The sequence below is a fragment of the Acinetobacter sp. ANC_7682 genome (assembly GCF_056779795.1).
The window spans coordinates 1-23,359 of record NZ_JBWYIQ010000037.1 but is presented as its reverse complement, the minus strand read 5'-3'; the positions used below and the strand labels follow the sequence as shown (position 1 = coordinate 23,359).

Genomic DNA, 23,359 nt, shown 5'->3' with positions numbered 1-23,359 from the left:
AAAAAAGAAGAGTTTAAGGAAATTTTGGCAATTTTAAGAAAGCAGAATCCTGATAGGATAAGGGTTCTGTGAAATTTGTCGTGTACAGAGATTATTTCCCTAATGAGTCTGTGATCTTAAGATTACATTGTTGATGTCGCAAGTTTGATCCCGAACAATCCAAATAAAATACCAATAGCGGCAACAGAAGCAGCAGCTACTTTATAATGCGTGTTGAAGTAATTTGAAATTTTGATACCTGTGAAGATCAACATACTTAAGTAAGCTATACTCATCAATTGTAAAATTACAGCAAGCATTAAAAAGCTTTGGGCTGGATAAGGATAAGCTGGATCTACAAATTGAACAAAAAAAGATAAAAAGAACAGTATTGCCTTTGGGTTAATTAGACTGATGAGTAATGCGGTACGAAAAGGATGAAATTTTTCTTGTTTTTGTTCAATAGAAACATTAGCTTGATCTTTACTTGGACGTTTCCAAGTTAAATAGGCTGCATATATTAAACGGATACCTAAATAACTAAGATATAAAGCACCAATAATTTTTAGGGCGAAAAAAATCCAGGGAAATTGATGCAATAATGTTGCGGCACCTAAGACAGTTAGCAAAATAAGGATGCTATCTCCACACAAAATACCGAAAGCACCTTGATAGCCCACTTTTATGCCAAAGCGAGTCGCAATAGACATGACATAGAGCGAGTTAGGTCCAGGTAATAAAATAATAAGTAATGTACCTATTAAATAGGTTGGAAGATCAGTTATACCAAACACTCATTTATCTCTTAAAAAATAATCGAGCTCCTAAGAGCTCGATTGAAAGAATGATGGATAGGTGCAATTAAGCTTTAATATCAGCATCTATGCCAAATGATTGTTTTAACAGGGAGCTGAGTTGATCTCTTGCCTTAATAAAGCCATCTATACCGCCTTGCAATAATTGCGATGCCATAAGATCTTTCTGAATTTGCGCTTTAAAATCTATTTCAGTGATTGGACTAAGCGATTCGATATTTGAGCTGTGTGCATTTGCATTTAACTGAATTTCAACTTGGCGATGATCTTGAGCCAATTCGTCAAGTAAATTCGGTGATACAGTTAAGAGGTCGCATCCAGCAAGTCCGAGAACCTGTTCTACGCTACGAAAGCTTGCACCCATAACTTCAGTTTTCACCTGATTTTGTTTGTAGAACTGGTAAATATGTTTAACGGATTGCACACCAGGATCTTGTTCAATTGGATAGTGATCCACATTTTCAGCTTTTTTATACCAATCGAGAATACGACCTACAAATGGTGAAATTAACGTGACCTGAGCATCCGCACATGCTTTTGCTTGATGTAAGCCAAACAACAAAGTTAAGTTGCAATGAATGCCTTCTGCTTCAAGAACCTTAGCAGCTTGAATACCTTCCCATGTTGAGGCGATTTTAATTAAAATTCGGTTTTGATCAACACCATACGTCGCATAGAGTGCGAGTAATTCTTTAGCTTTAGCAATTGTCGCGGCTGTATCGTATGAAAGTGCTGCATCAACTTCTGTTGATACTCGACCTTCAACTACTTTTAGAATTTCCACACCTAATTTGACAGTCAGGATATCAATTGTTCTATCGATTAACTCATCCGACTGATAACCCTCTGACTTTGCTTGATCAAATGCAGCTTCAATCAGTTCTTTGTTTTCAGGAAATGAAGCTGCTGCCGTGATGAGTGAAGGGTTAGTGGTAGCATCCAATGGCTTAAATTTTTTTATTGCGTTTAAGTCACCTGTGTCTGCAACAATTGTAGTGAAGTTTTTTAATTGAGATAAAGCTGTTTCAGTCATTGCGATCTAATTCTTTGTTTCATTACTTATATCATCTTTATAACACATGATTATTTTGAAACATGCTACAAAAGTTTTAAATCAAGTCATTTTCCTACATTTTTCTTTTATTTCTGATGTGATGAATTAAAAATTGAGCAGCTTTGCCCAGTGGTTGCTCTTTACTCCAGACTAGATCGATAAAATAATCAAATTTTGGGGTGAAATCTGAAAATCGTAGAACTTTAAGTTTTTTCTTTAATGTTGGTTGTTCGATAAGCATTTCAGTGGGTAAAACTCCCCATCCAAGTCCTTGTGAAATTAATCTACATGCAGAATGGTGATTGTCTGTACGCCATGCATCTTTGGAGAAGAGTAATTCAGGCTTAATGTTCCGATCGCGACTAGCGACTACAATCTGACGACTTTGAAAAATTTCTTCATAGCTCACTTTTTGATTTTGGCACAGCGGATGATGAACAGATGCAACTGGAATTAAACTTTCTTTCATTAATTCCACAAATTGTTCATTTGCCTCAATATGCTCACGCTCAAACATCAAGGCTAAATGAGCCTTACCCGTTAAAATCATTTGTTGAGCATCTTCTTGTGGTGCGCTGAATATATTGATTTGTAGTTGAGGAAATTGTTGTTCTAATAAAACAATATAATCAGTCCATCTACTATGCAGTAACTCAGATACCACCACAATATTTAATTCGGTTTCGATACCGCTACTCAAACCAAATGCATGTTGTTTCCATTGATTCATTTCAATCAATAAATGATTAGTACGTTCATACAAAACTTTGGCTTGAAGTGTTGGCTGTGGTTCACGTCCTACTCTTTCAAACAGTTGAAGATTCAGATCAATCTCTAAATTGGAAATCGCCATACTGACAGCAGAGGGGACCTTGCCTAACTGACGTGCGGCTGCGGAAAAAGAACCTGTTTCCATCACCGTTTTAAAAACGACCAATTGTTCTTGATTAATATTCATGTTTATTCTTTCAAAAATTTTGATAGATTCTAACTCGATCATTCAATATTATGAAAATAAAATGCGCTCATGAATAACAATGTTAATGAGTGAACGCATGTTTTTTTCAAAGAGAAGAATTATTCACGCAATAAGCTATGAAATCATTCTATTGGTGATCATCGCAAATTCTTTGAGTTTTATTTTTGAAGTTCCACTGGAAATTGCAGGTTCATTAGGTGTGATTATGGCTGTACTTTCAGTGATCTGGAATATGATTTTCAATCATTATTTCGAAAAAATTGAAGCGCGCAATCAGTGGAAGCGTACTGTAAAAGTTCGTATATTGCATGCGCTAGGATTTGAAGGTGGCTTGATGTTAGTGACCATTCCAATTGTTGCATATATGATGGATATGACGCTCATACAAGCTTTTATCGTCGACTTAGCTTTGACGCTTAGTATTCTGGTGTATACATTTATATTTCAATGGTTCTATGATGGGATCGAAGCTAAACTGGGTTATGCACCTGAGGCTTTAAATCACTAAAACTCAAAATAAAAAAGCATCTCTATTGAGATGCTTTTTTGTTGTCATAGAAATTATTTTTCAATAATTGCCGTTACACCTTGACCACCTGCAGCACAGATCGACACAAGTACACGACCTGAACCTTTTTCATTTAAAATTTTTGCAGCAGTTGCGATAATACGACCACCCGTTGCGGCAAATGGGTGACCCGCAGCCAACGAAGAGCCTTTAACGTTTAACTTCGCACGATCAATTGAACCTAAAGGCGCATCTAAGCCTAGACGTTCTTTACAGAATTTAGGATCTTCCCAAGCTTTTAATGTAGAAAGAACTTGAGATGCAAATGCTTCATGAATTTCATAGTAGTCAAAATCTTGAAGTTTTAAATTAGCACGCTCGAGCATACGTGGAACTGCGTAAGCAGGAGCCATTAACAAACCTTCTTTTTTACCAATGAAATCTACAGCAGCAGTTTCAGAGAAACTTAAATACGCTAAAATTTCGTGACCATTTGCTTTAGCCCATTCTTCTGATGCTAATAATACACAAGAAGCACCATCGGTAAGTGGAGTAGAGTTACCAGCAGTCATTGTACGAGCATCACCTTTACCAAACGCTGGCTTAAGTTTTGCAAGCTTTTCTACAGTTGAATCAGGACGTAAGTTGTTGTCGCGCTCAAGGCCAAGGAATGGCGTCATTAAATCGTCAAAGAATCCTGCTTCATAAGCTGCAGCCATTTTCTGATGAGACGATGCAGCAAGTTCATCTTGAGCTTCACGAGAAATGCCCCACTCAAGTGTTGTGATCGCTTGGTGATCGCCCATAGATAAGCCAGTACGAGGTTCACCATTTTTAGGAGCATCTAGCAAATCTTTTACGTTAATTTTAGTTAACGCTTTAAGACGATCTTTACCTGTTTTTGCAACGTTGAGTTCTAAGAGGGCTTTACGTAATCCATCACCAAATGCGATAGGAGCATCTGAAGTGGTATCTACACCACCTGCAATACCCACCTCAATTTGACCTAATGCAATTTTATTCGCTACGAGGAAAGCAGCCTGAAGCCCAGTACCACAAGCTTGTTGGATATCGTAAGCTGGAGTCTCAGGTGCAAGCTCTGTGCTTAACACACATTCACGCGTCATATTGAAATCACGGCTGTGTTTTAGTACAGCACCAGCAACGACTTCACCCAGACGTTGACCTTGAAGATTAAAACGCTCAACTAGACCATTCAATGCTGCTGTAAGCATATCCGTATTTGTAGCTGTGAAATAAGCACCATTAGAACGTGCGAAAGGAATACGATTACCACCGATAATTGCAACACGGCGTACAGTATTTTGAGTCATAGTTTTTTCCTGTTCAGCGGAAGATTGAGTCGTAGTTGCTGAAGTTTGATTTTCAGCTTTAGTTTTATTTGTTGCTGCTGTTTTTTTGCGAGTCGTCGACGTACGAGGGCGAGTCGCTTTTGGAGTATTTGCGTTGTTGGCACTGTTTGCATTACCACTGCTCGCATTTGAACGAGCTTTTGATGTATTTGACACAGTCGCTTTCGCAGAATTCTCAGTTGTTGGATTTTCTTGAGTTGTTTTGCTCATAAGGCTTTTCCAAGCATATTTGGGATATTCTTGAGTGCTACATTAGCATAATCGCTAAGAGGTCGTATTGACTAAAATGACATTTAGCAATGCTTTCAGGTCAAGACATACATAGAGTAACTCAAGTATTATTTAACTGAAACGCAGGGATCGATTAATTTACTAAGTATCAGAGTTTGAACTGAACTTCATCTACATCATAGATCCTTCAAAAAATTATTCTATCGAGAGATCATATTCATGACTGACCAATATCAAGCTTTTGCAAAATCTCCAATTGGTAAATTTGTCATCAAAAATTTAGGTTTACCATCTCCAATTCACTTAGATCGCTTTGAATCAGCAACGCCTGTTGTTCAAGGCGCTGTTTTATTCGGTTCTGCGTCTAAAAGTCTTTTTAATGGTGAAATTGCGCAAGTTCTGAGTAATATTCATGCCAACAGCTATGCGGGAAACAATGCTGAGTTACAACAAGCTGCAGCTAAAGTAGGGTTGAACTTAGGTGCGTTTAATGAAGGCGATAAAGAGTCGAAATTCAAAGCAGTTGTGTTTGATGCTTCGGGTATTCAGGACTCTGAACAGTTAATTGAATTGTATAAATTCTTTAATCCAATTGCTCGCCAAATTCAAACTTCAGGTCGTGTAGTCGTCGTTGGCTTGACACCAGAATCAGCACCTACAGTGAAACAAGCGATTGCTCAACGTGCATTAGAAGGTTTCGTGAAATCTGTAGGTAAAGAATTTAAGAAAGGTATTGCTGCACAATTGGTTTATGTAGATCAAGATGCTGCTTTAAATCTTGAATCTACACTTCGTTTTGTACTTTCTCCGCGCTCAGCGTATGTATCAGGTCAAGTCATTCGTGTTTCAAAAGCAAATGTTGTTGATGTTGATTGGACTAAACCACTTGCGGGCAAAACTGCAGTGGTCACAGGTGCAAGTCGTGGTATTGGTGAAGCGATTGCGCATGTTTTGTCGCGTGATGGTGCTCATGTCATTTGCTTAGATGTACCACAACAACAAGCAGATCTTGATCGTGTTGCGAGTGAAATTGGTGGATCGACTTTAGCGATTGATATCACTGCACCAGATGCTGGAAAAAAAATCAAAGCTGCAGCGGCTGCTCAAGGCGGGCTAGATGTGATTGTCCATAATGCCGGTATTACACGTGATAAAACGCTTGCTAATATGAAGCCAGAGCTTTGGGATCTTGTGATTAACATTAACTTATCTGCGATTGAGCGTGTGAATGACTATTTGTTGTCTAATGAAGGCATCAATGAAAATGGTCGCATCGTTTGCGTATCTTCGATTTCAGGTATTGCGGGTAACCTCGGTCAAACGAACTACGCAGCTTCTAAAGCTGGTGTGATTGGTTTAGTGAAATTTACAGCACCAATTTTGAAAAATGGTGTAACGATTAATGCTGTTGCTCCTGGATTTATTGAAACTCAAATGACAGCAGCGATTCCATTCGCAATTCGTGAAGCGGGTCGCCGTATGAATTCGATGAGTCAAGGTGGTCAACCAGTTGATGTGGCTGAAACAATCGCATTATTTGCTTCATCTGCTTCAACGGGGCTGAATGGAAACATTGTACGTGTGTGCGGTCAAAGTTTATTAGGTGCTTAAGCTTTAGTGGTCATCGATTGTTAAATGAAAGAGAGTAATGTTCAGGCATTGCTCTCTTTATTGCTCGTATGATTTGTTATGATCGTTTTGTTGAGCTGCAAACTGTAAATTTTTTATAAAGATAAATGGGAATTTTTAACATGAAAACACGTCACTTTAGTCAATTGCCAAAAGCTTATTTAGCTTATCCTAAAGTCATTAAAGGTTTAATTTTTAAAAAACCGAAAGGCGAAAAGACACTTCCACAAGTGGATTACATCGTTGATGAATATCGTGTTGATCATGACCATTTAAAATCTTATAACGAAATTTGTGGTTATAAGAATAATGGATATGTACCATCGACTTACTTGGCAGTCATTTCTCAAAGTTTGCAGATGCAAATGATGACACAAGAACCTTTCCCATTTGCTTTGCTGGGTTTGGTTCATATTCGTAATCAAGTTAAGCAGTATCGCAAAATTGGAGTGAATGAAACTATCACGCTATCATGCAAATTTGGTGAGTTAAAACCACATGACAAAGGTTTGCAATTTGACTTCATTACGACTGCAAAAGTAGGAAATGATGTAGTGATGGAAGGTTTAACGACCTATCTTTCTCGTCAAAAAACAAATACTTCATCCGCTTCAAAGGCGAAAGAAGATCAGTTGCCTGAATTTAAATCACAGGGTAATTGGAAAGTCGCTGAAAACACGGGGCGTCTCTATGCGCTCGTTTCAGGTGATTTTAACCTCATTCATATTCATGCAGTTACAGCGAAAGCATTTGGTTTTAAACAAGCGATTGCGCATGGCATGTGGAGTAAAGCTAAAGCATTAGCAAGTATTAGTTTACCGGATGCTTATGATGCTGATGTTTATTTTAAGTTGCCTATGTTTTTACCATCTGAGGTTGAATTTTTAACGGGTGAGCGAGATCAAGCGACATATTTGTTAGTTCGTAATGCAAAATCACAAAAACCTCATGTTTCTGGTGTTGTGAAACCACTTTAATAGATGCTCTAGGCCTAACATGTTTGTTAGGCTTTTTTATAACTATAAATCAAGGATAGAAGATGAAAATTCTAAAAGATTTAATTTACGCTGACACACATAATTATAAGGGTATCGTTCACCATCAGTTTGCAGATTTGGCACATTTATTTAGTCGTTTACAAGACTCTCGTACTGAACAAGGTGGTGCATCATTGGCTGTATATTATGGTCAAGAAAAAGTGGTTGATATTTATGTTGGAAAAAAGTCTTCGAGTGAAGAGTGGTCAGAAGACACGATGGCGATGTGCTATTCCACCGGAAAAGGGATCTTAGCGACTTTGTCGCATATTCTAGTGAGTGAAGGGAAATTAGACTATCGTCAACCCATAGCTGATTATTGGCCAGAATTTGCTGAACATGGAAAATCTAATATTACTTTGGCTGACGTATTGAGTCACCGTAGTGGTTTATATGATGTTAGAAATGTCATTGCTCAAGCATCTGAAATGGCAGACTGGGATCACATGCTCAATGTGATGGCTAGCGCGACACCACGTTTTAAACCCAATTCAAATTATGCATATCAAGCACTTACGTATGGCTGGTTATTAGGAGGGCTGATTGAAAAAGCGACTCAGCAAAATCTTTCTGAGCTGATGAATCAATATTTAGTAGAACCACTTCAATTAGATGGTGCCTATTTTGGTGTCCCTCAGGATCAACTTTCAAGAATAGCCAAACCTTTAGAAAAAACAAATATTGAAAGAAAGTCATCAACTACTCAAGTTGCACAACAAAAGAAGAAAAAACAGAAAGTTTCATTTTCGGATCGTATCATTCAATATTCTGGTCAAAATCCTGATGATTTTATAGATGCAATGATTCCAAAGGGAATGAAGGGGTTTAGCTTTTTTGATGATCGTGTTCTGACTCAACCCATTCCTGCTGCTAATGGTGTCTTTACAGCCAGAAGTTTAGCGAAAATCTATGCCATGATGGCGCACTATGGTCAGTTCGAATCAAGACAATTTATCAAGCCACTTGTATTCAAACAACTTTCGCAAATTCAAAGTTATGATCGAGACAAGGTGATGCCAATACCTATGCATTGGCGTTTGGGTTATCACAGAGTTATCACGCTCGGTAAAAGTGCAAAAAATGGTTTTGGTCATATGGGCTACAACGGATCAGGAGCTTGGTGTGATCCTGAAAGAAAATTAAGTTTTGCCTATACCCATAATTATCCTGTTGGGTCAATTACAGGGGATTATCGTTTGTGGAGTTTATCGCAAGAGGCATTGAGATGTGTGGATCACATTAATAATGGTAAAAAGGGATGGTTTTAACATTTACAAAGGGGGATTTGTATTTATAATGTACACTAACTTTAACTAAAATAAACAAATAGTGACATGATGAATAAAAAAATTACCTTTTTACTAATGGGTTGTTTGATGAGTGGTGTTGTGGCAAGTACAGTACTTACACCAAACCAAAATCAGCAAAGCGGTCAGATTCCGAGCGGTTATGCTGAATTAGAATTTAAATTAGGTGATGGAAATTGGACGAAGCAAATCTATCTGCCAAACAATCCAAAAAATAATGACAAGATTAGAATTTCTTCATCGGCGGGATATACGGCATATCTAGATACTTCCAATATAGATATTCCACTTGAATCAATTCAAATCAATAGAGGAAACACATTCGACTTTATTTATAGTGAATCTTTAAAAAAATGGCGAATCAACAGTACACCAAGTGCCATTGTCGATAATTCAAGTGTACAAAATATTATATCTAATCAACAAATCATACAGCGAGTTCATCTAAAAGATGGCGCTTGGGCAAAGAAAATAGTATTGCCGAGCGATGTAACTAACAATACGGTAATGTTGATTGAATCTGATGCAGGCTGGGATTCATCAATTGATACAACAAATCTTCTTTTTTCGAGTAATTTTAATTTAAAAAAAGGAGATCGCTATTGGTTTGTATTTAATCAAAAACTAAAAAAATGGGTTCCTGAATATATCAAGCCGAGGCAAATAAATGTTAGTTCAGTGGGTACTCAGTTAAATAAAACCGATAGCCCTTTAACTGAAATTATTTTTGGTAATGGAAACTGGGTGTCACAATTCACGTTACCAAGTTCAGCATATGACCGTGATCGTGTGATCGTGAAGTCGACTGCAACATGGGAAGCTACTATTTCAAATCAGAATATCAATACCTCAGCAACTTTAAAAATAAATAGAGGTGATCGATATGAATTTATGTTTGTAAAAGAATTAGCGAAGTGGATTTTAGTTTCTGCACCAGAACGTGTGATACAAGCGAAAGATTTAAATAATCAAAAAGTTCCTGATCCTAAACAACCAGTGACACGTGTTAAGTTGACAAATGGAAATTGGCAATCAGTAATTAATTTACCTGATCGTGCTCAAATCAATGACAAGATAATCATAAGTTCTGGAGCGGCGTGGAGCAGCACAATTCAGGCATCCAATAATTCACGACAAACGATTCAAACTGGTGAAACACTACGTTTTGTCTATACATCTCAAGGATGGCAAGCTGATAGTTCAACGATTGACATGCTTTTGGTGAGTAGTCCTGCTGTTGCAGAGAAATTAGGTGCAAATGCAGCGAAAATTAGATTGATTGAAGGCTTTGACCTAACCAATGTGTCTGCAGAGAATTCAAATGCCAAGTTTTATCTACGCAACGTTGGTTATCTGCAATATAAAACACCAGGTTCTAAAACATTAAACAATGTCCTTGATATTGGTCGTGTGGACAAAGTTATTCAGAATGAGCGTAATCGCTTAAAAGCTGATGCTATATATTATGAAGGTGATGAAGAGGGCTGTGGTTTAGCGTACTTACTTGTAAACCCTAACTCCAATTATATGATCGGTAGTGGAAGTATTAACTGTGGAATCACGGTTTTACGACATGAATTCGGTCATAATATGGGGGTGGATCATCATGATACCGCTGGACCAGCACGTGGTTTGGAGCATCCTTTGGGTAGTACGATTATGGGAGGTAATAGTATCTCTTATTTCTCAAGCCCAGATTTATTCCATCCAAAGTATGGATACCAATTAGGGGGTACGAATGATCGTGATGCTGTCACTATGATTAATAAAAATGCTAAAGCAGTGTCGCTATTCAAATAATTTATGAAAGTAATTTATATTTTATTGGGTGTAGCAGTTTTTGTGACTGCTACATTTACGTTATATCTAAAACCCGAAAAAGACAAACCATCTGCAAGCTTACAGCAGCATCAAGTTGAAAATGAACTGGGTCAAAATGTTTATGCTCATGACGAACGCCTTAAAAATAAGAATGAGTCATCGAGTTCTCATCTGATGCCTGAGCTTATGCCTGTACTAGAACAAAATGTTGAACGGCATATGATTCTTCCAGAAAGTTTTCAGCATCGGGCTGACACGGGTTATTTATTTAAGTTTAGCCCTGATCAAGTGGCGAGCATGAAAGAGGGCAGTAAATTTCCCTTGAAACTTTTGCAATTTGGTATCAATCGTGTGGCCGAAATTACTGAGATTGAACAAGTTGAGGATGGAATTGTGAGATATAAGGGGCAATTTGAGGATTATCCTGCTGATCTAAACTATTTTACGATTACTCAAAGTATTGAAGATCAATATGCAATTATTAAAGTTTATACAGATAAAGGGTCATATTTTGCTGAAGTAATTAAAGGGATTGGACTCGCTTACCCTGATCAAGTTTTACATGATGATGGGGTTCACGTGCACCAACATACGCATTGATTCATATGCAGACTTGAGATATGGTAATTTTCACAAAATTGTTAAAATTGATTTGTGATTATGCGCCGTAGTACTGTCATCCCATTCGTTTTGATATCGTCGATTCATATGGCTTCTTGCGATCAGTCCACGCAATCAAATCAACTCTTGAAACAGAATGATTCAATAAAAAATCAAGTAACACCTCAATATATTGGTTTATATCAAGGTACTACGCCATGTATGGGGTGTTTTTCGCGTTGTGATGATTGTCCTGGTATGGCTGTTGATTTACAACTCAACGCAGACCAAACGTATGTGTTGTCACGATTAAGTCTAAGCGGTCATAACCAAGCAGAAGAAATCAAATGTCAGTTCAAATTCATTAATACTGAGAAGTCTTTGATTCAATTAAACGGTGTTCCAACCAGAAATATCATTCTTGTCGATTTGGTCAACAAAATGCTAGAAATTCGTATCGATGGGACTGGTGAGGAATACGAAAATTTTGATGATTTTAGTTTGAATTTAACAGGTTAAATTTTCCCAAGAAAAAAGAGTTGGGTTTAAATTGTTTTTTGAATGTATGAATGATCTGTAACGCATTCACTCTTGCCAAAAAAAACAGTATGCTTAGTCCTGTAATTAGGGAGCATTCATGTATCAGGTTCTTGCGCGTAAATATCGTCCACGTAATTTTTTAGAATTGGTTGGTCAAAACCATGTGTCGCGTGCATTAACCAGTGCTTTAGAGCGTGGTCGACTGCATCATGCTTATCTTTTTACGGGGACGCGTGGCGTTGGTAAAACAACGATTGCAAGGATTCTTGCTAAATGTCTGAACTGTGAAACAGGTGTAACATCTACACCGTGTGAAGTATGCCCAACGTGTACCGCAGTCAATGAAGGTCGATTTATAGACTTAATTGAAATTGACGCAGCATCCCGAACCAAAGTTGAGGATACACGAGAATTATTGGATAACGTACCTTATGCACCAACGCAAGGTCGTTTTAAAGTGTATCTCATTGATGAAGTACACATGCTGTCCACACATTCTTTCAATGCTTTACTCAAGACACTTGAAGAACCGCCTGAACATGTCAAATTTTTATTTGCGACGACAGATCCTCAAAAACTTCCAATTACGGTTATTTCACGTTGTTTGCAATTTACTTTACGCCCATTGGCGGTTGATGAAATCACTTCACATCTCACACAAATTTTAACTAAAGAATCAATTAATGCGGAAGCTGATGCGATTTGGCAGATCGCTGAGTCAGCACAAGGTTCTTTACGTGATGCACTGTCGCTAACAGATCAAGCAATTGCATATGGGCAAGGTGCGATTCACCACCAAGATGTGAAAGAAATGCTGGGTTTGATTGATCGCACGATTATTTTCGACCTTATTTTGGCGATACATCAAAATCAACGTGCTAAAGTCAGTGCTTTATTACTCCAATTCCGTCAACAAGCACTTGATGTTTCTTTGGTGTTGGATCAACTCATTTCAACTTTACATGAGTTGGCTTTACTCCAATACTTACCAGACTTGAGTTTAAAATATAGTGCTGAGATTAATCAGAAAATTATGCAGCTTTCGAGCATGATTTCTGCTCAAGATCTACAATTGTATTATCAAATTGCATGTAAAGGTCGTGCTGAATTACAAATTGCAGTGACTCAAGAGCAAGGCTTTGAAATGTGTGTGCTCAGGTTGTTGGCATTCCGCCCGATGGCGAATAATGAGCAGCTGACCACTCAAGCACTTCCAGAACAATCAAATGTCTTAAAAGAAGCTGAAAATTTCAATCAGATTTCGACAGAGAATTCAGAATCTATATCGGCTGATCATCAAGAAGCAGGATCGAAAATCAGTTCGCCTGAGAATAATACGAGTTCGATTCAGCGTAGTCGTGATGTAAATGATGAGGAAAATACGGATCTAATCTTATTTCAGCAGATGATGGCATCTGATGATGAGGCTGTTCCTACGGAGTCAGTTCATCCTGAAAAATCTGAATCTGAAAGCTTGCATTCAACAGAATTAAATCATGCGGATGATGTCGGTCAGTCTGTATCTGTTGAAGTGAAACAAGAGAATTTAACCAACTCTGTGGTAGGCAGTGGGGAGATTGAGCTGACTTCATTTGGAGCAAGCTTTAATTCAGAGCCTGTTGAATCTTCTATTGTTGATCAAGACAATATTTTCTTTTTAGAGCCTAAGCCAAGTGAACATTCTGCTGAAAGCGCTGAATTGTCAGTTCAAGAAGAAGGATCATCGAATGGCACTCATTGCCCAAGTCTAGATCTACTTGATGAGAATAAAAATGTTGTCGCAGATGCTGGCTTAAAAGGTTTAATGCCTCAAGATATTTTAAGGCTTGAGCCTGTCGAATTGGTAGGTGAATGGGATACTCAAAAGTGGGAATATTGGTTCAGAAATAGTCCATTAACACCTGCGGTACAAGAATTAGCACAACAAGGTCTTATGCAAGGTCAAATTGATGGAACATGTGAATTCTATATCCCTGCAAAATACGAAGCTTTATTGCACTCACTCATTCCGAGTTTAGAAGCAGTACTCAAGCAATCATTTTCAAAATCTCAATTAATCGTAAAATACAACGAACCAAACGGTGAGACGCCTTTCGATCTGCAGGAAAAGCGTAAGCAAAAGGCATATCGACGTGCTGAAGAATTGATTCATCAAGAACCCGTCGTGGAAGACTTGTTAAAAATTTTCGGCGGTGAGCTACATAATATTCAGCTTAAGTCTTAAGTTGATTTCGTCATAAACGTAGTTAAGGCTTCGCGTATTGAGTTTGGTAATTCAATACTTTTACGAGAGTCACGGTCGACAAATACATGGACAAAATAACCTTGAGCAGCAGGCTCTGATTGATTTTTCTTAAATATTGAAATGCTATACGTCACTGAAGATCGTCCAATCTTTTCGATAGCGACAGCAACATCAATCACTTCGGGGTAGGATAGTTCAGAAAAATATGTACATTTTGATTCAACAACGAGTCCAATGATAGGCGAAGTTTTAAAGTCAAATAGTGCGTGTTGAATAAGTAGCGCATTTGCGGCGGTGTCAAAGTAGCTGTAATAAGTGACGTTATTGACATGCCCATACACGTCATTATCAGCCCAACGGGTTTGGATGGGAAAAAAGAATTGATAGTCTGCTCTAGTTTTTTTTGAAATAGTTGTCATATTTTATTCAGAAAGTTGATTAAAGATTTCGAGTCATTTAATGATAAATTGCTTGGTAGATGCTTAAAGCATCAGCATAGCTTAGAGCTCTAGGATTGTTTTGTAAGAGGCGTGTTTGTTGCATCGCATCATTAGCTAACATCTCTAAATCTGATTCTTGTACACCTAGCTCATTGAGTTTTAAGCTCAACCCACTCTGGCTAACATGCCTTTCCATATGATCAATAAATAAATCACATAAGCCATCAGTATTGCCTTTGCTATATGGGTCAATCCATTGCATCAGTTCAGCATAGTATTTCTTCGCTTGAGGTGCATTGAATTTCAGTGTTTCAACAAGCACGATTGCATTGGTATGACCATGCGATAAGTGATAATGCCCGCCCAAAGGATAGGCAAGCGCATGAACAGCTCCAACAGGAGCATTTGCAAATGCTTGTCCAGCCAACATAGAGCCTAAGAGCATTTTTTGGCGCGCTTCTAGGTTTTGGGGTTGCTCTAGAACAAGTTTTAAATTTTGATTCAATAAATCCAATGCTTGTTTAGCGAGCAAATCAGAATAGAAATTTTTCTTTAGTTTTGAGGTGTAGGCTTCAATTGCATGCACCATTGCATCAATTCCTGTTGCTGCAGTGATGTGAGCCGGAAGACCTTGAGTAAAAGTTGCATCTAAAATGGCAGTATCCGCATACAGAACGGGTGAAACAATTCCTGTTTTTGTTGTTTTGCCTGTAGTGATAATAGAGATTGGTGTAACTTCAGAACCCGTACCTGCAGTTGTAGGCACTAAGATAAGTGGTAATCGTGGCGATTGAGCTTGATTGACGCCATATAACTCAGAAATCGTTTGGGTTTGATTGGGGTGTGCAAGTACGGCAATAATTTTTGCCACGTCTAAGGAGCTACCACCGCCAAAACCAATGACTGCATCAATGTGTAAACGTTTTGCTTCATCTACTGCATTTAAGATGACTTCCTCAGGAGGGTCTGCAACGACATCGGAAAAAATACTGAACTCAGTCCCAGTAGCGTTGAAAATGTGAAGAATAGGTTGGTGGAGGTGATGATCAATCATTCCTTGATCTGTGACGAGAAGAACTTTATTAAATCGATGTTGTTTTAAAATTGAGCCAAGCTGTTGAATACTCCCTAAACCGGAAATAATATTCCCGACAGTTTGAAATTGAAATTGGCTCATCACACATCCTTTTTGCGCTTTAAATAAGATTATTGTTTTACAGTTCTATAGGATTCACTCCTTAAATAACTTAACATATGCACTGCGAAAGTATATGTATTTTTGAGGCGAAGATGACGACGAAAATGCCATACAAAATTTTATGTGTATGTTTAGGAAATATTTGTCGTTCCCCAACAGCAGAAGTGGTAATGAAACACTTTGCTGATTTAGAAAAATTAAATATTGAAGTTGATTCAGCTGGAACCAGTAACTACCACCCAAACAAAGCGCCTGATCATCGAAGTCAAAAGCACGCATTGAAACGAGGGTATGATTTATCTTCATTACGTGCGAGACAGATTCGTATTGAAGACTTTAAGGAATTCGATTTAATCTTGGCGATGGATCATGAAAATCTAGTAAATATTCAGAAACTGCAAGTTGAAGCAGCGCAGATATTTCAAAACCATGAATTGCGAGCAAAAATAGAGCTCATGAGTGCCAAAGATCCTTCATATTTAAATCAACCCGTACCAGATCCTTACTATGGTGGAGATGATGGCTTTGAGTTGGTCTTAGATCAATGTGAGTCGAACAGTAAAGCATGGATTAGTTACTTAAAACCAATGTTGCAGCAGTCAAACGTTGAGTAAGATAAAAATATGATTGATATTCAAACTAATATACAACTCCAGTCTTTCAATACGTTGAATTTAAATGCTGTTGCATCTCATTATTGTATTGTGCGATCTCTTCAAGATTTGCGTGAAGCAATTGAATTTGCTGAGCAAGCTCAATTAAACATGATGATACTTTCAGGGGGGAGTAATATGTTGCTCCCTGAGCATCTAGATGCTTTAGTTGTTCAATTACATTTAAATGATCTTGTCCTGCTTGCTGAAGATGATACCAATGTAACAATTCGAGTAGGTGCTGGACGTCACTGGCATGAGTTCGTGCTATGGACAACAGAGCAAGGTTTCTATGGATTGCAAAATCTCGCATTGATTCCAGGGTGGGTGGGTGCTGCACCTGTTCAGAACATTGGTGCCTATGGCGTTGAAGTCGGTGAATTTATTGAATTTGTAGAGGCTTTTGATCGTACTAAAAATGAAATCGTTCAAATCCAAGCGAGTGATTGTCATTTTTCATATCGACACAGCATTTTTAAAGATCAGCCTGAGCGGTTTGTTATTACTGCGGTCATCTTTAAATTACTTAAACAGCCACAACTCAAAATGAATTATGGCGATTTAAAAGCTGCGATGGGCGATGACATCACACCATATAATTTACAGCAACAAGTGATCAAAATTCGTCAAAGTAAACTCCCAGATCCTGCAGAATATCCAAATGCAGGGAGCTTTTTTAAAAATCCGATTTTAATTAAAACGAAGTTTGAGGAAGTTTTACAGCTTCATCCCTCAATTCCACACTATCCACAAGCGGATGGTTCTGTAAAAGTTGCAGCAGGTTGGTTGATTGACCAAACAGGCTGGAAAGGAAAAAAATTAGGAAAAGTGGGAATGTTTGATCGACAGGCTTTAGTTTTAGTCAATTACGCTGATGCATCTCTTACAGATGTGCAAGCAACCTATCGCTCTGTGCAGCAAGATGTGTTAAATAAGTTTGGTATTTTATTAGAACCTGAGCCTGTTTTGTTCGATCAAAAAGGTTCTATTCAATCTCATTTGGTTTAAAAAGGACAGTATGTCTAGAAAACATTGGATGGTGACAACGGTGCGTATGATGGCGATCATATTCGCACTTTTGAGCTGTCTCATGGTTTTCTGGTATACACCATTTTATTCAGCACTTGTTGTGAAATCACTTCACGCATTTGTCCCTATCAAAGTTGACGAAATTGCGGCCAAGAGCCAGCAAATGGCAGCGTTAACTGATAAGGAGGATTTGGAGCCTGGTTCAAGGTTGTGGATTGCAAGACAAGCTTATCTCAAACTTATTGAAGAACAATTGAATGATCAAGGGGCTGAACAGCTTGCTGAAATTCAAACTCGCTATGTGTTATTAAAACAAAAAATTAAAGATGAATTGCTTACAGATATAAATACAAAGCATGAAACTAAAGAGCATGTTGTCTTCTCAATTGATCAGCCTGATTTAGCCAGTGATGTTGCCATAAGCCAAACTGATTCAACAAATTCATCCATCAATGAAGAAAAAAATCAGCGCTTGGCTTTAATGGAAAAATATGAATTTTTCCTTAGAAATCATCCCTTAGAAGATGATGAGGTTCAAAAATTAGATCCGCAAATCTATAAAGATATCGCGTTGATTCAAAATGAAAATAAAACTTTATCAAATCAACAAGATAAACCTTATGCGATAGTAGTGTTGGGTGGTGGGTTGACGCTAGGGGATAATAAAATTGATATCGTAGTTAATGATTACACACGCTCTAGACTAGAAAAAACACTTGAGATTGAGAAGCAAACGGATTTACCTATTGTGTTGAGTGGTGTTGAAGCACCGTACATGCAATCTTGGCTAGCATCGCGTGGCGTAGAAGCGAATCTATTAGAGCAACGCAGCATGAATACCTGTGAGAATACACGCTTTAGTTCATTATTATTACAAAAAAAAGGAGGAGCGCCGACAGTGATTCTGATTACCGATCGTTATCATATGACACGTACACGACGTCTTTTTGCTTTGAACGGTATCAAGACAATTCCTGTTGAAGCGCCTATGCCTACAATGCTGACAACATGGCGTCCTAGCCAATTAAATTACGATCACAGTCGTCGTGCAAATTATGAATTACTTGCCACGATCAGAGATGTAATGTTTGGCTCTAGCGGTTGTCGGGAGGTGCCATAATGTCTGATATTCCATTTCTGAATCCAAATGTGTTGAAACAACTCGATTTACCCATTCCGAATCGAGAACAAACACCACTAAGGTTGGAACCTTTAAACTTAAATCGACCTTATTCTCCTTCGAAAGAGATTCAAGCTTATCGTCATCTTTACGCACTTGATCGTCTTGAAGCGAATTATTGGCAGGGTTATATCAAAATGCCTTTGTTCAAACTTCATGTGCAGGTGTATCAACCTCGCATAGAGCAGGTGAAAGGTACTGTATTATTATTGCATGGCTATTTGGAACACAGTGGGATTTACCAACCAATTATTGGTGAATTGCTGGATCAAGGGTTTAGTGTTTTAACTTATGACTTGCCTGGACATGGGTTAAGTGATGGCAATGCTGCCAGCATTCAGAACTTTGATCATTATCAGCAAGTACTCCATGCGGTTCACCAATATGTAAAACAAGCTGATCAATTGCCTAAACCATGGCTAGGTATCGGACAGAGTACTGGTGGTGCAATTTGGATGCATCATTTGTTGGAGTTTGCTGAACAACGTAAAAATCCAATTGTAGAACGCGTATTGCTCTTGTCGCCGTTAGTCAGACCTGCAAAAACAGCATGGTGGCATAATCCAGTAGGCTTGGGCATCATTCGCCGTATCAAACGTGAAGTTCCAAGACATTTTAAGCGCAATAATCACAACCCTGAATTTTTAAGATTTGTACGTCTAAAAGATCCACTACAACCGCGTATGATGGGGATGGATTGGATATTAGCAATGTCAAAGTGGATGTTGGAAATGGAAAATCGACCTGCATGCCGAATTCCAGTTTGGCTCGCTCAAGGTGCCCAAGATCAAACCGTAGACTGGCGTTATAATATCGAATTTATTCGCAGAAAGTTTCGCCTTCAGACCTTGCTCATGTTAGAGGAGGGATCTCATCAGTTGATCAATGAGCGTGCGGATATACGGGCAGCATTAACGGGTTTAATCCCAGCATTCTTACATGCGCAAAGTCATAAAGGATACTTTTAAAATAAAGGTGCTGATTTCAGCACCTTTTTGATGAAACTAGAATTTGCTGGCATCTGCCAAATTCCACATTCTGAAATAGAAATTTTCTTCGTCTTTATCTTTACAGTTCAATAGTTGACCCGATTCTAACCAAAAATGTAATTGAGCATAATTTTTAATTTCACGATCATTTATACGTTGCGCGAGATGATGAGCTTTAATTTCACTCGGATGATTTAAACCTGCAGCTGCTATCATTTCCGACAGTGCATGCAATGTATTTTTGTGGAAATTATAAACACGTTCTGCTTTCGTTGGTACATGTACTGCTTTTTGGCGCTCAGCATCTTGTGTTGCTACCCCAACAGGACACTGATTGGTATGGCAACTTTGAGCTTGGATACAACCGACAGCAAACATAAATCCACGAGCTGAATTCACCCAATCTGCACCTAAGGCAAAGGTACTTGCAATATCAAAAGCACTGATGATTTTACCACTTGCACCAATTTTTACTTTATCTCTTAATCCAGCACCTACTAAGGTATTGTGTGCAAACAAGAGCGCTTCACGCAGTGGTGTTCCGATATTATCGCTAAATTCAATCGGTGCAGCACCGGTTCCACCTTCTGATCCATCTACGACGATAAAATCAGGAACAATATTGGTTTCAAGCATCGCTTTGACAATACTCATAAATTGCCAAGGCTGTCCGATACATAATTTGAATCCAACAGGTTTACCACCTGATAGTTCACGTAACTTTTGAATAAAATGCATCATTTCAATCGGTGTATTAAAGCTAGGGTGGCTTGGCGGGGAAATACAATCGCGATCACGAGGAACACCACGAATTTTCGAAATTTCTTCTGTAATCTTATGTTTGGGTAAAATACCGCCGTGACCTGGTTTTGCTCCTTGAGACAGTTTTAGCTCAATCATTTTGATATTGGGATGTTTTGCTTGAGCTTTAAATTTTTCAGGATCAAATAGACCGTCTTCAGTTCGACAACCAAAATATCCACTGGCGATTTGCCAAACAATATCTCCATTATTTTCAAGATGGTAGGGGCTTAGGCTTCCTTCGCCAGTATCATGATAGAACTGACCCATGTGGGCACCGAGATTAAGTGCGCGTATTGCATTAGCACTTAGACTTCCAAAACTCATGGCTGAGATATTCATGATTGATGCGATATAAGGTTGAGCGCATTGATCATTACCCACTTTAATACGGAAGGTGCTGGTATCAGCTGGGAGTTTCGGTGCAAGAGAGTGGGTAATGAAACGATAGTCATCTTGATATACATCAATAATTGAACCAAAAGGCTTATCAGCATTTTCATTCTTTGCACGCTGATAGACTAAGCTACGTTGCATTCTTGAAAAGGGTAAAGCGTCTTGGTCTGATTCAATAAAATATTGACGAATTTCGGGTCTGAAATCTTCAAATAAGAAGCGAAAATGCCCCATGATTGGGTAGTTCTTTAAAATTGAATGTTTATTTTGAAGTACATCATATAGGCCTAAGACACTGAGTAAACTGGTCAGTAGCCAAATAATATTAATGACACTGTCGGATAGAAAATAATAAATATAATGGGGGCTGTAAAATAGCCTAAGCCACGTAATACTTAGGGCGATGATAATACAAGCGAACCATACAGAATGTCTTGAAAAAAAAGTGTTCAGTAATTTATGTCTTATTGCTTGAGCAGGACTTGCCATTTTTATTTTCCATCGTTCTTTACTGTAATTACCTTACGAACTTCTATGGAATCAGGCAAGTAGTGAATTGTTAGCTTACAGCTGTAAGCTAACAATTTATATTTATAGGTTTAGTTTTCTTCCGAAGGAAGCAACATAATGATCGAACTATTCAAGAGTTCAGCGAGATCTTCAAGAATATGTTGATCATATAAACTTTCATCTAAAGCGATCATTTCACCATCAGCGATACGTTTTAAATGAGGTTTAAATTCTTCGGAGATACATAAGCGCTCTCCATTTGCCCAAAAGTTAAGTTCATCATTGAAGTTGCTATACAGCAAACGTGAAGCAGGTTCGATTTTTAATAAATAACCTTCTTCAAGTGCTTCTTCTAAATCACCTGTTCCAATTTCGTCATTTTCTGGAATATTGTTAGGATAACCAGGTTGCGAAGCGAGACACATGATGGCTTCATTTAGCATCTCAGGATTTTGCAGTTGAGCTAAAAGTTGTTCGCGCAAATAGCTAAGCTCATGATCTGAAATTTCGCCGACAGCAGTGCTGACAGAGCGTGTGATATCTAATAATGGTTTTTTCAGTTGCTCTTGTTCTGAAAAAGAATCACCAAGACTATCCATCATGTCTGAGATATTTGGCATGCGGAAACCGAAAGAATAGGTTAAACACTCATCTTCAGCTACGCCATAATGAGAAAGACCAGGTGGGACATATAGTAAATCTCCTGGCGCCAAAACTTCATCAAAATGAACTTCCATTTCTTGCAAAAGTTTTAAAGGCTGACCTGCAACGAGTGCTGTCTGTTCATCACACATTTGGCCTAATTGCCAACGGCGATGTCCGTAACCTTGAACTAAAAATACATCATAAAAATCGAAGTGTTTACCGACAGAACCACCTTGTGGTGCGTAAGACACCATAATATCTTCACGACGCCATTGAGGAATAAAAGGAAATTTTTTCCATAACTCAGCAAGATCAAACGAATAGTGATCGACCGCTTGAACGAGTAGTGTCCATAATTTTGGCATTTTTTGGAAGTCTGCTTTGAGCAGTGGCGATGACTTCACATTCCATTGATTAGGGTCACGATCTTTTTGTTTGATCAAACGTGCAGTCACGTTTTCATCGAGTGCAAGCTCCATAACATCATTGGGTTCAAGTAAACCCACAATTTCAGGAACTGCATTACGAACGAGGAGCGGTTTTTTTTGCCAATATTCCGTAAGGAATTGCTCAGCGCTAATACCGCCGAGAACGTCTAAAGTTTGGGACATAATAAGGACTACAATTTAGTTTGGCTTATTGTCCCTTGAACGATGCAAGTTCTGCAAGTGACACGGCTTTAAAAGCGCATGTTTTCTTGCTTATGGATGATACAAATGAATATGAAAAAAATGAATATAGCTATTTTAAAGAAATAATTAATTTACACTTTGGGGGGAATTTCTGTTATTCACCAATTAAAATGTCTATGCGAAAAACCATTTAAAATGTCCTGTTTTTAACCACAAGAGTCAAGCACAGGATTTAAATTTCTTTGTCCAATAACAGCTTTCTGAGCTTTACGGCTCGGCATACTTTTCTTGGCACGGGAACGTTTATTCTGTTTCTCCAATTCTTCATGTTGTTGCTGGATATGCGCCAGGACTGAACCTAACCGTTTATTCTCAACAATCTCATTTTGCTGCAGCCCAGCCAATTTATTGAAGATGCTGTAGTTGAGCTTTCGTCCTTCATGCATGAGGGCCACAGTGCCATCCGGATACTCCAGAAATGAAACGTATTGCCCAGCAAGCTTATGATTCAGCTCTGTCGGTTCAAGCAGATAAATACATTTGTCATAGGTAATCGTCAGGTTCTTGGTGACCTTACGCGGTTCCTGCCAGGTAAAAATATCATCCAGTTCAAGATCAGATTCGGTTAATGGTCGATGCAGGTTCTTTGAGTTTCGCGCACATTTGGCGAACTTCTGATTGAACTGCTCAATAAAGCAGGGCAACCAGGCATTTGCTTCTGCAATCGAACAGATGCCTTCCAGGCGCATCTCCTTGATCAAACGGTCC

The 23,359-nt window shown here is 38.4% G+C and carries 20 protein-coding genes and 1 pseudogene; 12 read left to right on the top strand and 9 right to left on the bottom strand.

The features are described from left to right. Positions 1-122: 122 nt before the first annotated feature. The 3 genes from leuE to aceR all read right to left on the bottom strand — a co-directional run bounded on the left by leuE (position 123) and on the right by aceR (position 2,806). Complete coding sequence (gene leuE, locus AC1M9D_RS12405) at positions 123-773, bottom strand: leucine efflux protein LeuE (RefSeq protein ID WP_180028198.1); 651 nt, start codon at positions 771-773, stop codon at positions 123-125. A 67-nt stretch (positions 774-840) separates the two neighbouring features. After that, positions 841-1,827 carry a transaldolase gene (gene tal, locus AC1M9D_RS12400; protein ID WP_180028197.1) on the bottom strand — a complete coding sequence of 329 codons (987 nt, stop codon included), beginning with the start codon at positions 1,825-1,827 and terminating at the stop codon, positions 841-843. A 94-nt stretch (positions 1,828-1,921) separates the two neighbouring features. Then, complete coding sequence (aceR, locus tag AC1M9D_RS12395; protein ID WP_092767852.1) at positions 1,922-2,806, bottom strand: HTH-type transcriptional regulator AceR; 885 nt, start codon at positions 2,804-2,806, stop codon at positions 1,922-1,924. A gap of 97 nt (positions 2,807-2,903) precedes the next feature. Here aceR and aceI point away from each other — a divergent pair, with 97 nt between their 5' ends. Next, positions 2,904-3,335, top strand: coding sequence for a chlorhexidine efflux PACE transporter AceI (gene aceI, locus AC1M9D_RS12390; RefSeq protein WP_481612295.1), 432 nt, complete (start codon positions 2,904-2,906; stop codon positions 3,333-3,335). Between the two features lie 53 nt (positions 3,336-3,388). Here the strand turns inward: aceI and AC1M9D_RS12385 are convergent, their stop codons facing one another. Further along, positions 3,389-4,918, bottom strand: coding sequence for an acetyl-CoA C-acetyltransferase (locus tag AC1M9D_RS12385; RefSeq protein ID WP_180028195.1), 1,530 nt, complete (start codon positions 4,916-4,918; stop codon positions 3,389-3,391). Positions 4,919-5,158: 240 nt separating this feature from the next. On the opposite strand from AC1M9D_RS12385, the gene AC1M9D_RS12380 reads away from it, so the two are divergent. The 7 genes from AC1M9D_RS12380 (at position 5,159) to dnaX (ending at position 14,097) form a co-directional block, all read left to right on the top strand. Continuing rightward, a complete protein-coding gene (locus AC1M9D_RS12380) occupies positions 5,159-6,550 on the top strand; it encodes a 3-oxoacyl-ACP reductase (RefSeq protein WP_481612294.1) in 1,392 nt (463 codons plus the stop codon). Between the two features lie 140 nt (positions 6,551-6,690). Continuing rightward, positions 6,691-7,545 (top strand): MaoC family dehydratase, encoded by an 855-nt coding sequence (locus AC1M9D_RS12375; RefSeq protein WP_481589298.1) that lies wholly within the window; start codon positions 6,691-6,693, stop codon positions 7,543-7,545. 68 nt (positions 7,546-7,613) lie between these two features. After that, a complete protein-coding gene (locus AC1M9D_RS12370) occupies positions 7,614-8,873 on the top strand; it encodes a serine hydrolase domain-containing protein (RefSeq protein WP_228143123.1) in 1,260 nt (419 codons plus the stop codon). Between the two features lie 108 nt (positions 8,874-8,981). Then, the gene (gene cpaA, locus AC1M9D_RS12365) at positions 8,982-10,712 is read left to right on the top strand and encodes a metalloendopeptidase CpaA (RefSeq protein ID WP_481612293.1); all 1,731 of its coding nucleotides are present in this window, start codon (positions 8,982-8,984) and stop codon (positions 10,710-10,712) included. A 3-nt stretch (positions 10,713-10,715) separates the two neighbouring features. After that, entirely contained in the window at positions 10,716-11,333 is a 618-nt protein-coding gene (cpaB, locus tag AC1M9D_RS12360) for a metalloprotease secretion chaperone CpaB (RefSeq protein ID WP_092767795.1), read from the top strand. A gap of 60 nt (positions 11,334-11,393) precedes the next feature. Then, on the top strand, positions 11,394-11,852 hold the full coding sequence (locus AC1M9D_RS12355) for a copper resistance protein NlpE N-terminal domain-containing protein (protein ID WP_481612292.1): 459 nt from the start codon (positions 11,394-11,396) through the stop codon (positions 11,850-11,852). A gap of 118 nt (positions 11,853-11,970) precedes the next feature. After that, on the top strand, positions 11,971-14,097 hold the full coding sequence (gene dnaX / locus AC1M9D_RS12350) for a DNA polymerase III subunit gamma/tau (RefSeq protein WP_481612291.1): 2,127 nt from the start codon (positions 11,971-11,973) through the stop codon (positions 14,095-14,097). On the opposite strand, the gene AC1M9D_RS12345 is transcribed toward dnaX, so the two are convergent. Both AC1M9D_RS12345 and AC1M9D_RS12340 read right to left on the bottom strand, forming a co-directional pair. Then, the gene (locus tag AC1M9D_RS12345) at positions 14,094-14,537 is read right to left on the bottom strand and encodes an acyl-CoA thioesterase (RefSeq protein WP_092767801.1); all 444 of its coding nucleotides are present in this window, start codon (positions 14,535-14,537) and stop codon (positions 14,094-14,096) included. The genes dnaX and AC1M9D_RS12345 overlap by 4 nt on opposite strands. Before the next feature lie 37 nt (positions 14,538-14,574). Further along, positions 14,575-15,735: an iron-containing alcohol dehydrogenase gene (locus AC1M9D_RS12340; protein ID WP_481612290.1), complete on the bottom strand. Its 1,161-nt coding sequence runs from the start codon at positions 15,733-15,735 to the stop codon at positions 14,575-14,577. A gap of 113 nt (positions 15,736-15,848) precedes the next feature. Here AC1M9D_RS12340 and AC1M9D_RS12335 point away from each other — a divergent pair, with 113 nt between their 5' ends. The 4 genes from AC1M9D_RS12335 to AC1M9D_RS12320 are packed head-to-tail and all read left to right on the top strand — an operon-like array spanning position 15,849 to position 19,586. Then, complete coding sequence (locus AC1M9D_RS12335; RefSeq protein ID WP_481589293.1) at positions 15,849-16,370, top strand: low molecular weight protein-tyrosine-phosphatase; 522 nt, start codon at positions 15,849-15,851, stop codon at positions 16,368-16,370. A gap of 12 nt (positions 16,371-16,382) precedes the next feature. Next, entirely contained in the window at positions 16,383-17,417 is a 1,035-nt protein-coding gene (gene murB, locus AC1M9D_RS12330) for a UDP-N-acetylmuramate dehydrogenase (protein WP_481612296.1), read from the top strand. 10 nt (positions 17,418-17,427) lie between these two features. Beyond that, positions 17,428-18,558, top strand: coding sequence for a YdcF family protein (locus AC1M9D_RS12325; RefSeq protein WP_481612289.1), 1,131 nt, complete (start codon positions 17,428-17,430; stop codon positions 18,556-18,558). Further along, a complete protein-coding gene (locus tag AC1M9D_RS12320; RefSeq protein ID WP_481611004.1) occupies positions 18,558-19,586 on the top strand; it encodes an alpha/beta hydrolase in 1,029 nt (342 codons plus the stop codon). The genes AC1M9D_RS12325 and AC1M9D_RS12320 overlap by 1 nt, the downstream gene beginning before the upstream one ends. 36 nt (positions 19,587-19,622) lie before the next feature. On the opposite strand, the gene AC1M9D_RS12315 is transcribed toward AC1M9D_RS12320, so the two are convergent. The 3 genes and pseudogenes from AC1M9D_RS12315 to AC1M9D_RS12305 form a co-directional block, all read right to left on the bottom strand. Continuing rightward, positions 19,623-21,293 (bottom strand): FMN-binding glutamate synthase family protein, encoded by a 1,671-nt coding sequence (locus tag AC1M9D_RS12315; protein WP_481612288.1) that lies wholly within the window; start codon positions 21,291-21,293, stop codon positions 19,623-19,625. Positions 21,294-21,403: 110 nt separating this feature from the next. Beyond that, positions 21,404-22,570 (bottom strand): ribosomal protein uL16 3-hydroxylase, encoded by a 1,167-nt coding sequence (locus AC1M9D_RS12310; protein ID WP_481608073.1) that lies wholly within the window; start codon positions 22,568-22,570, stop codon positions 21,404-21,406. 227 nt (positions 22,571-22,797) lie between these two features. Beyond that, positions 22,798-23,359: pseudogene (locus AC1M9D_RS12305) on the bottom strand (ISNCY family transposase); the annotation flags it as partial.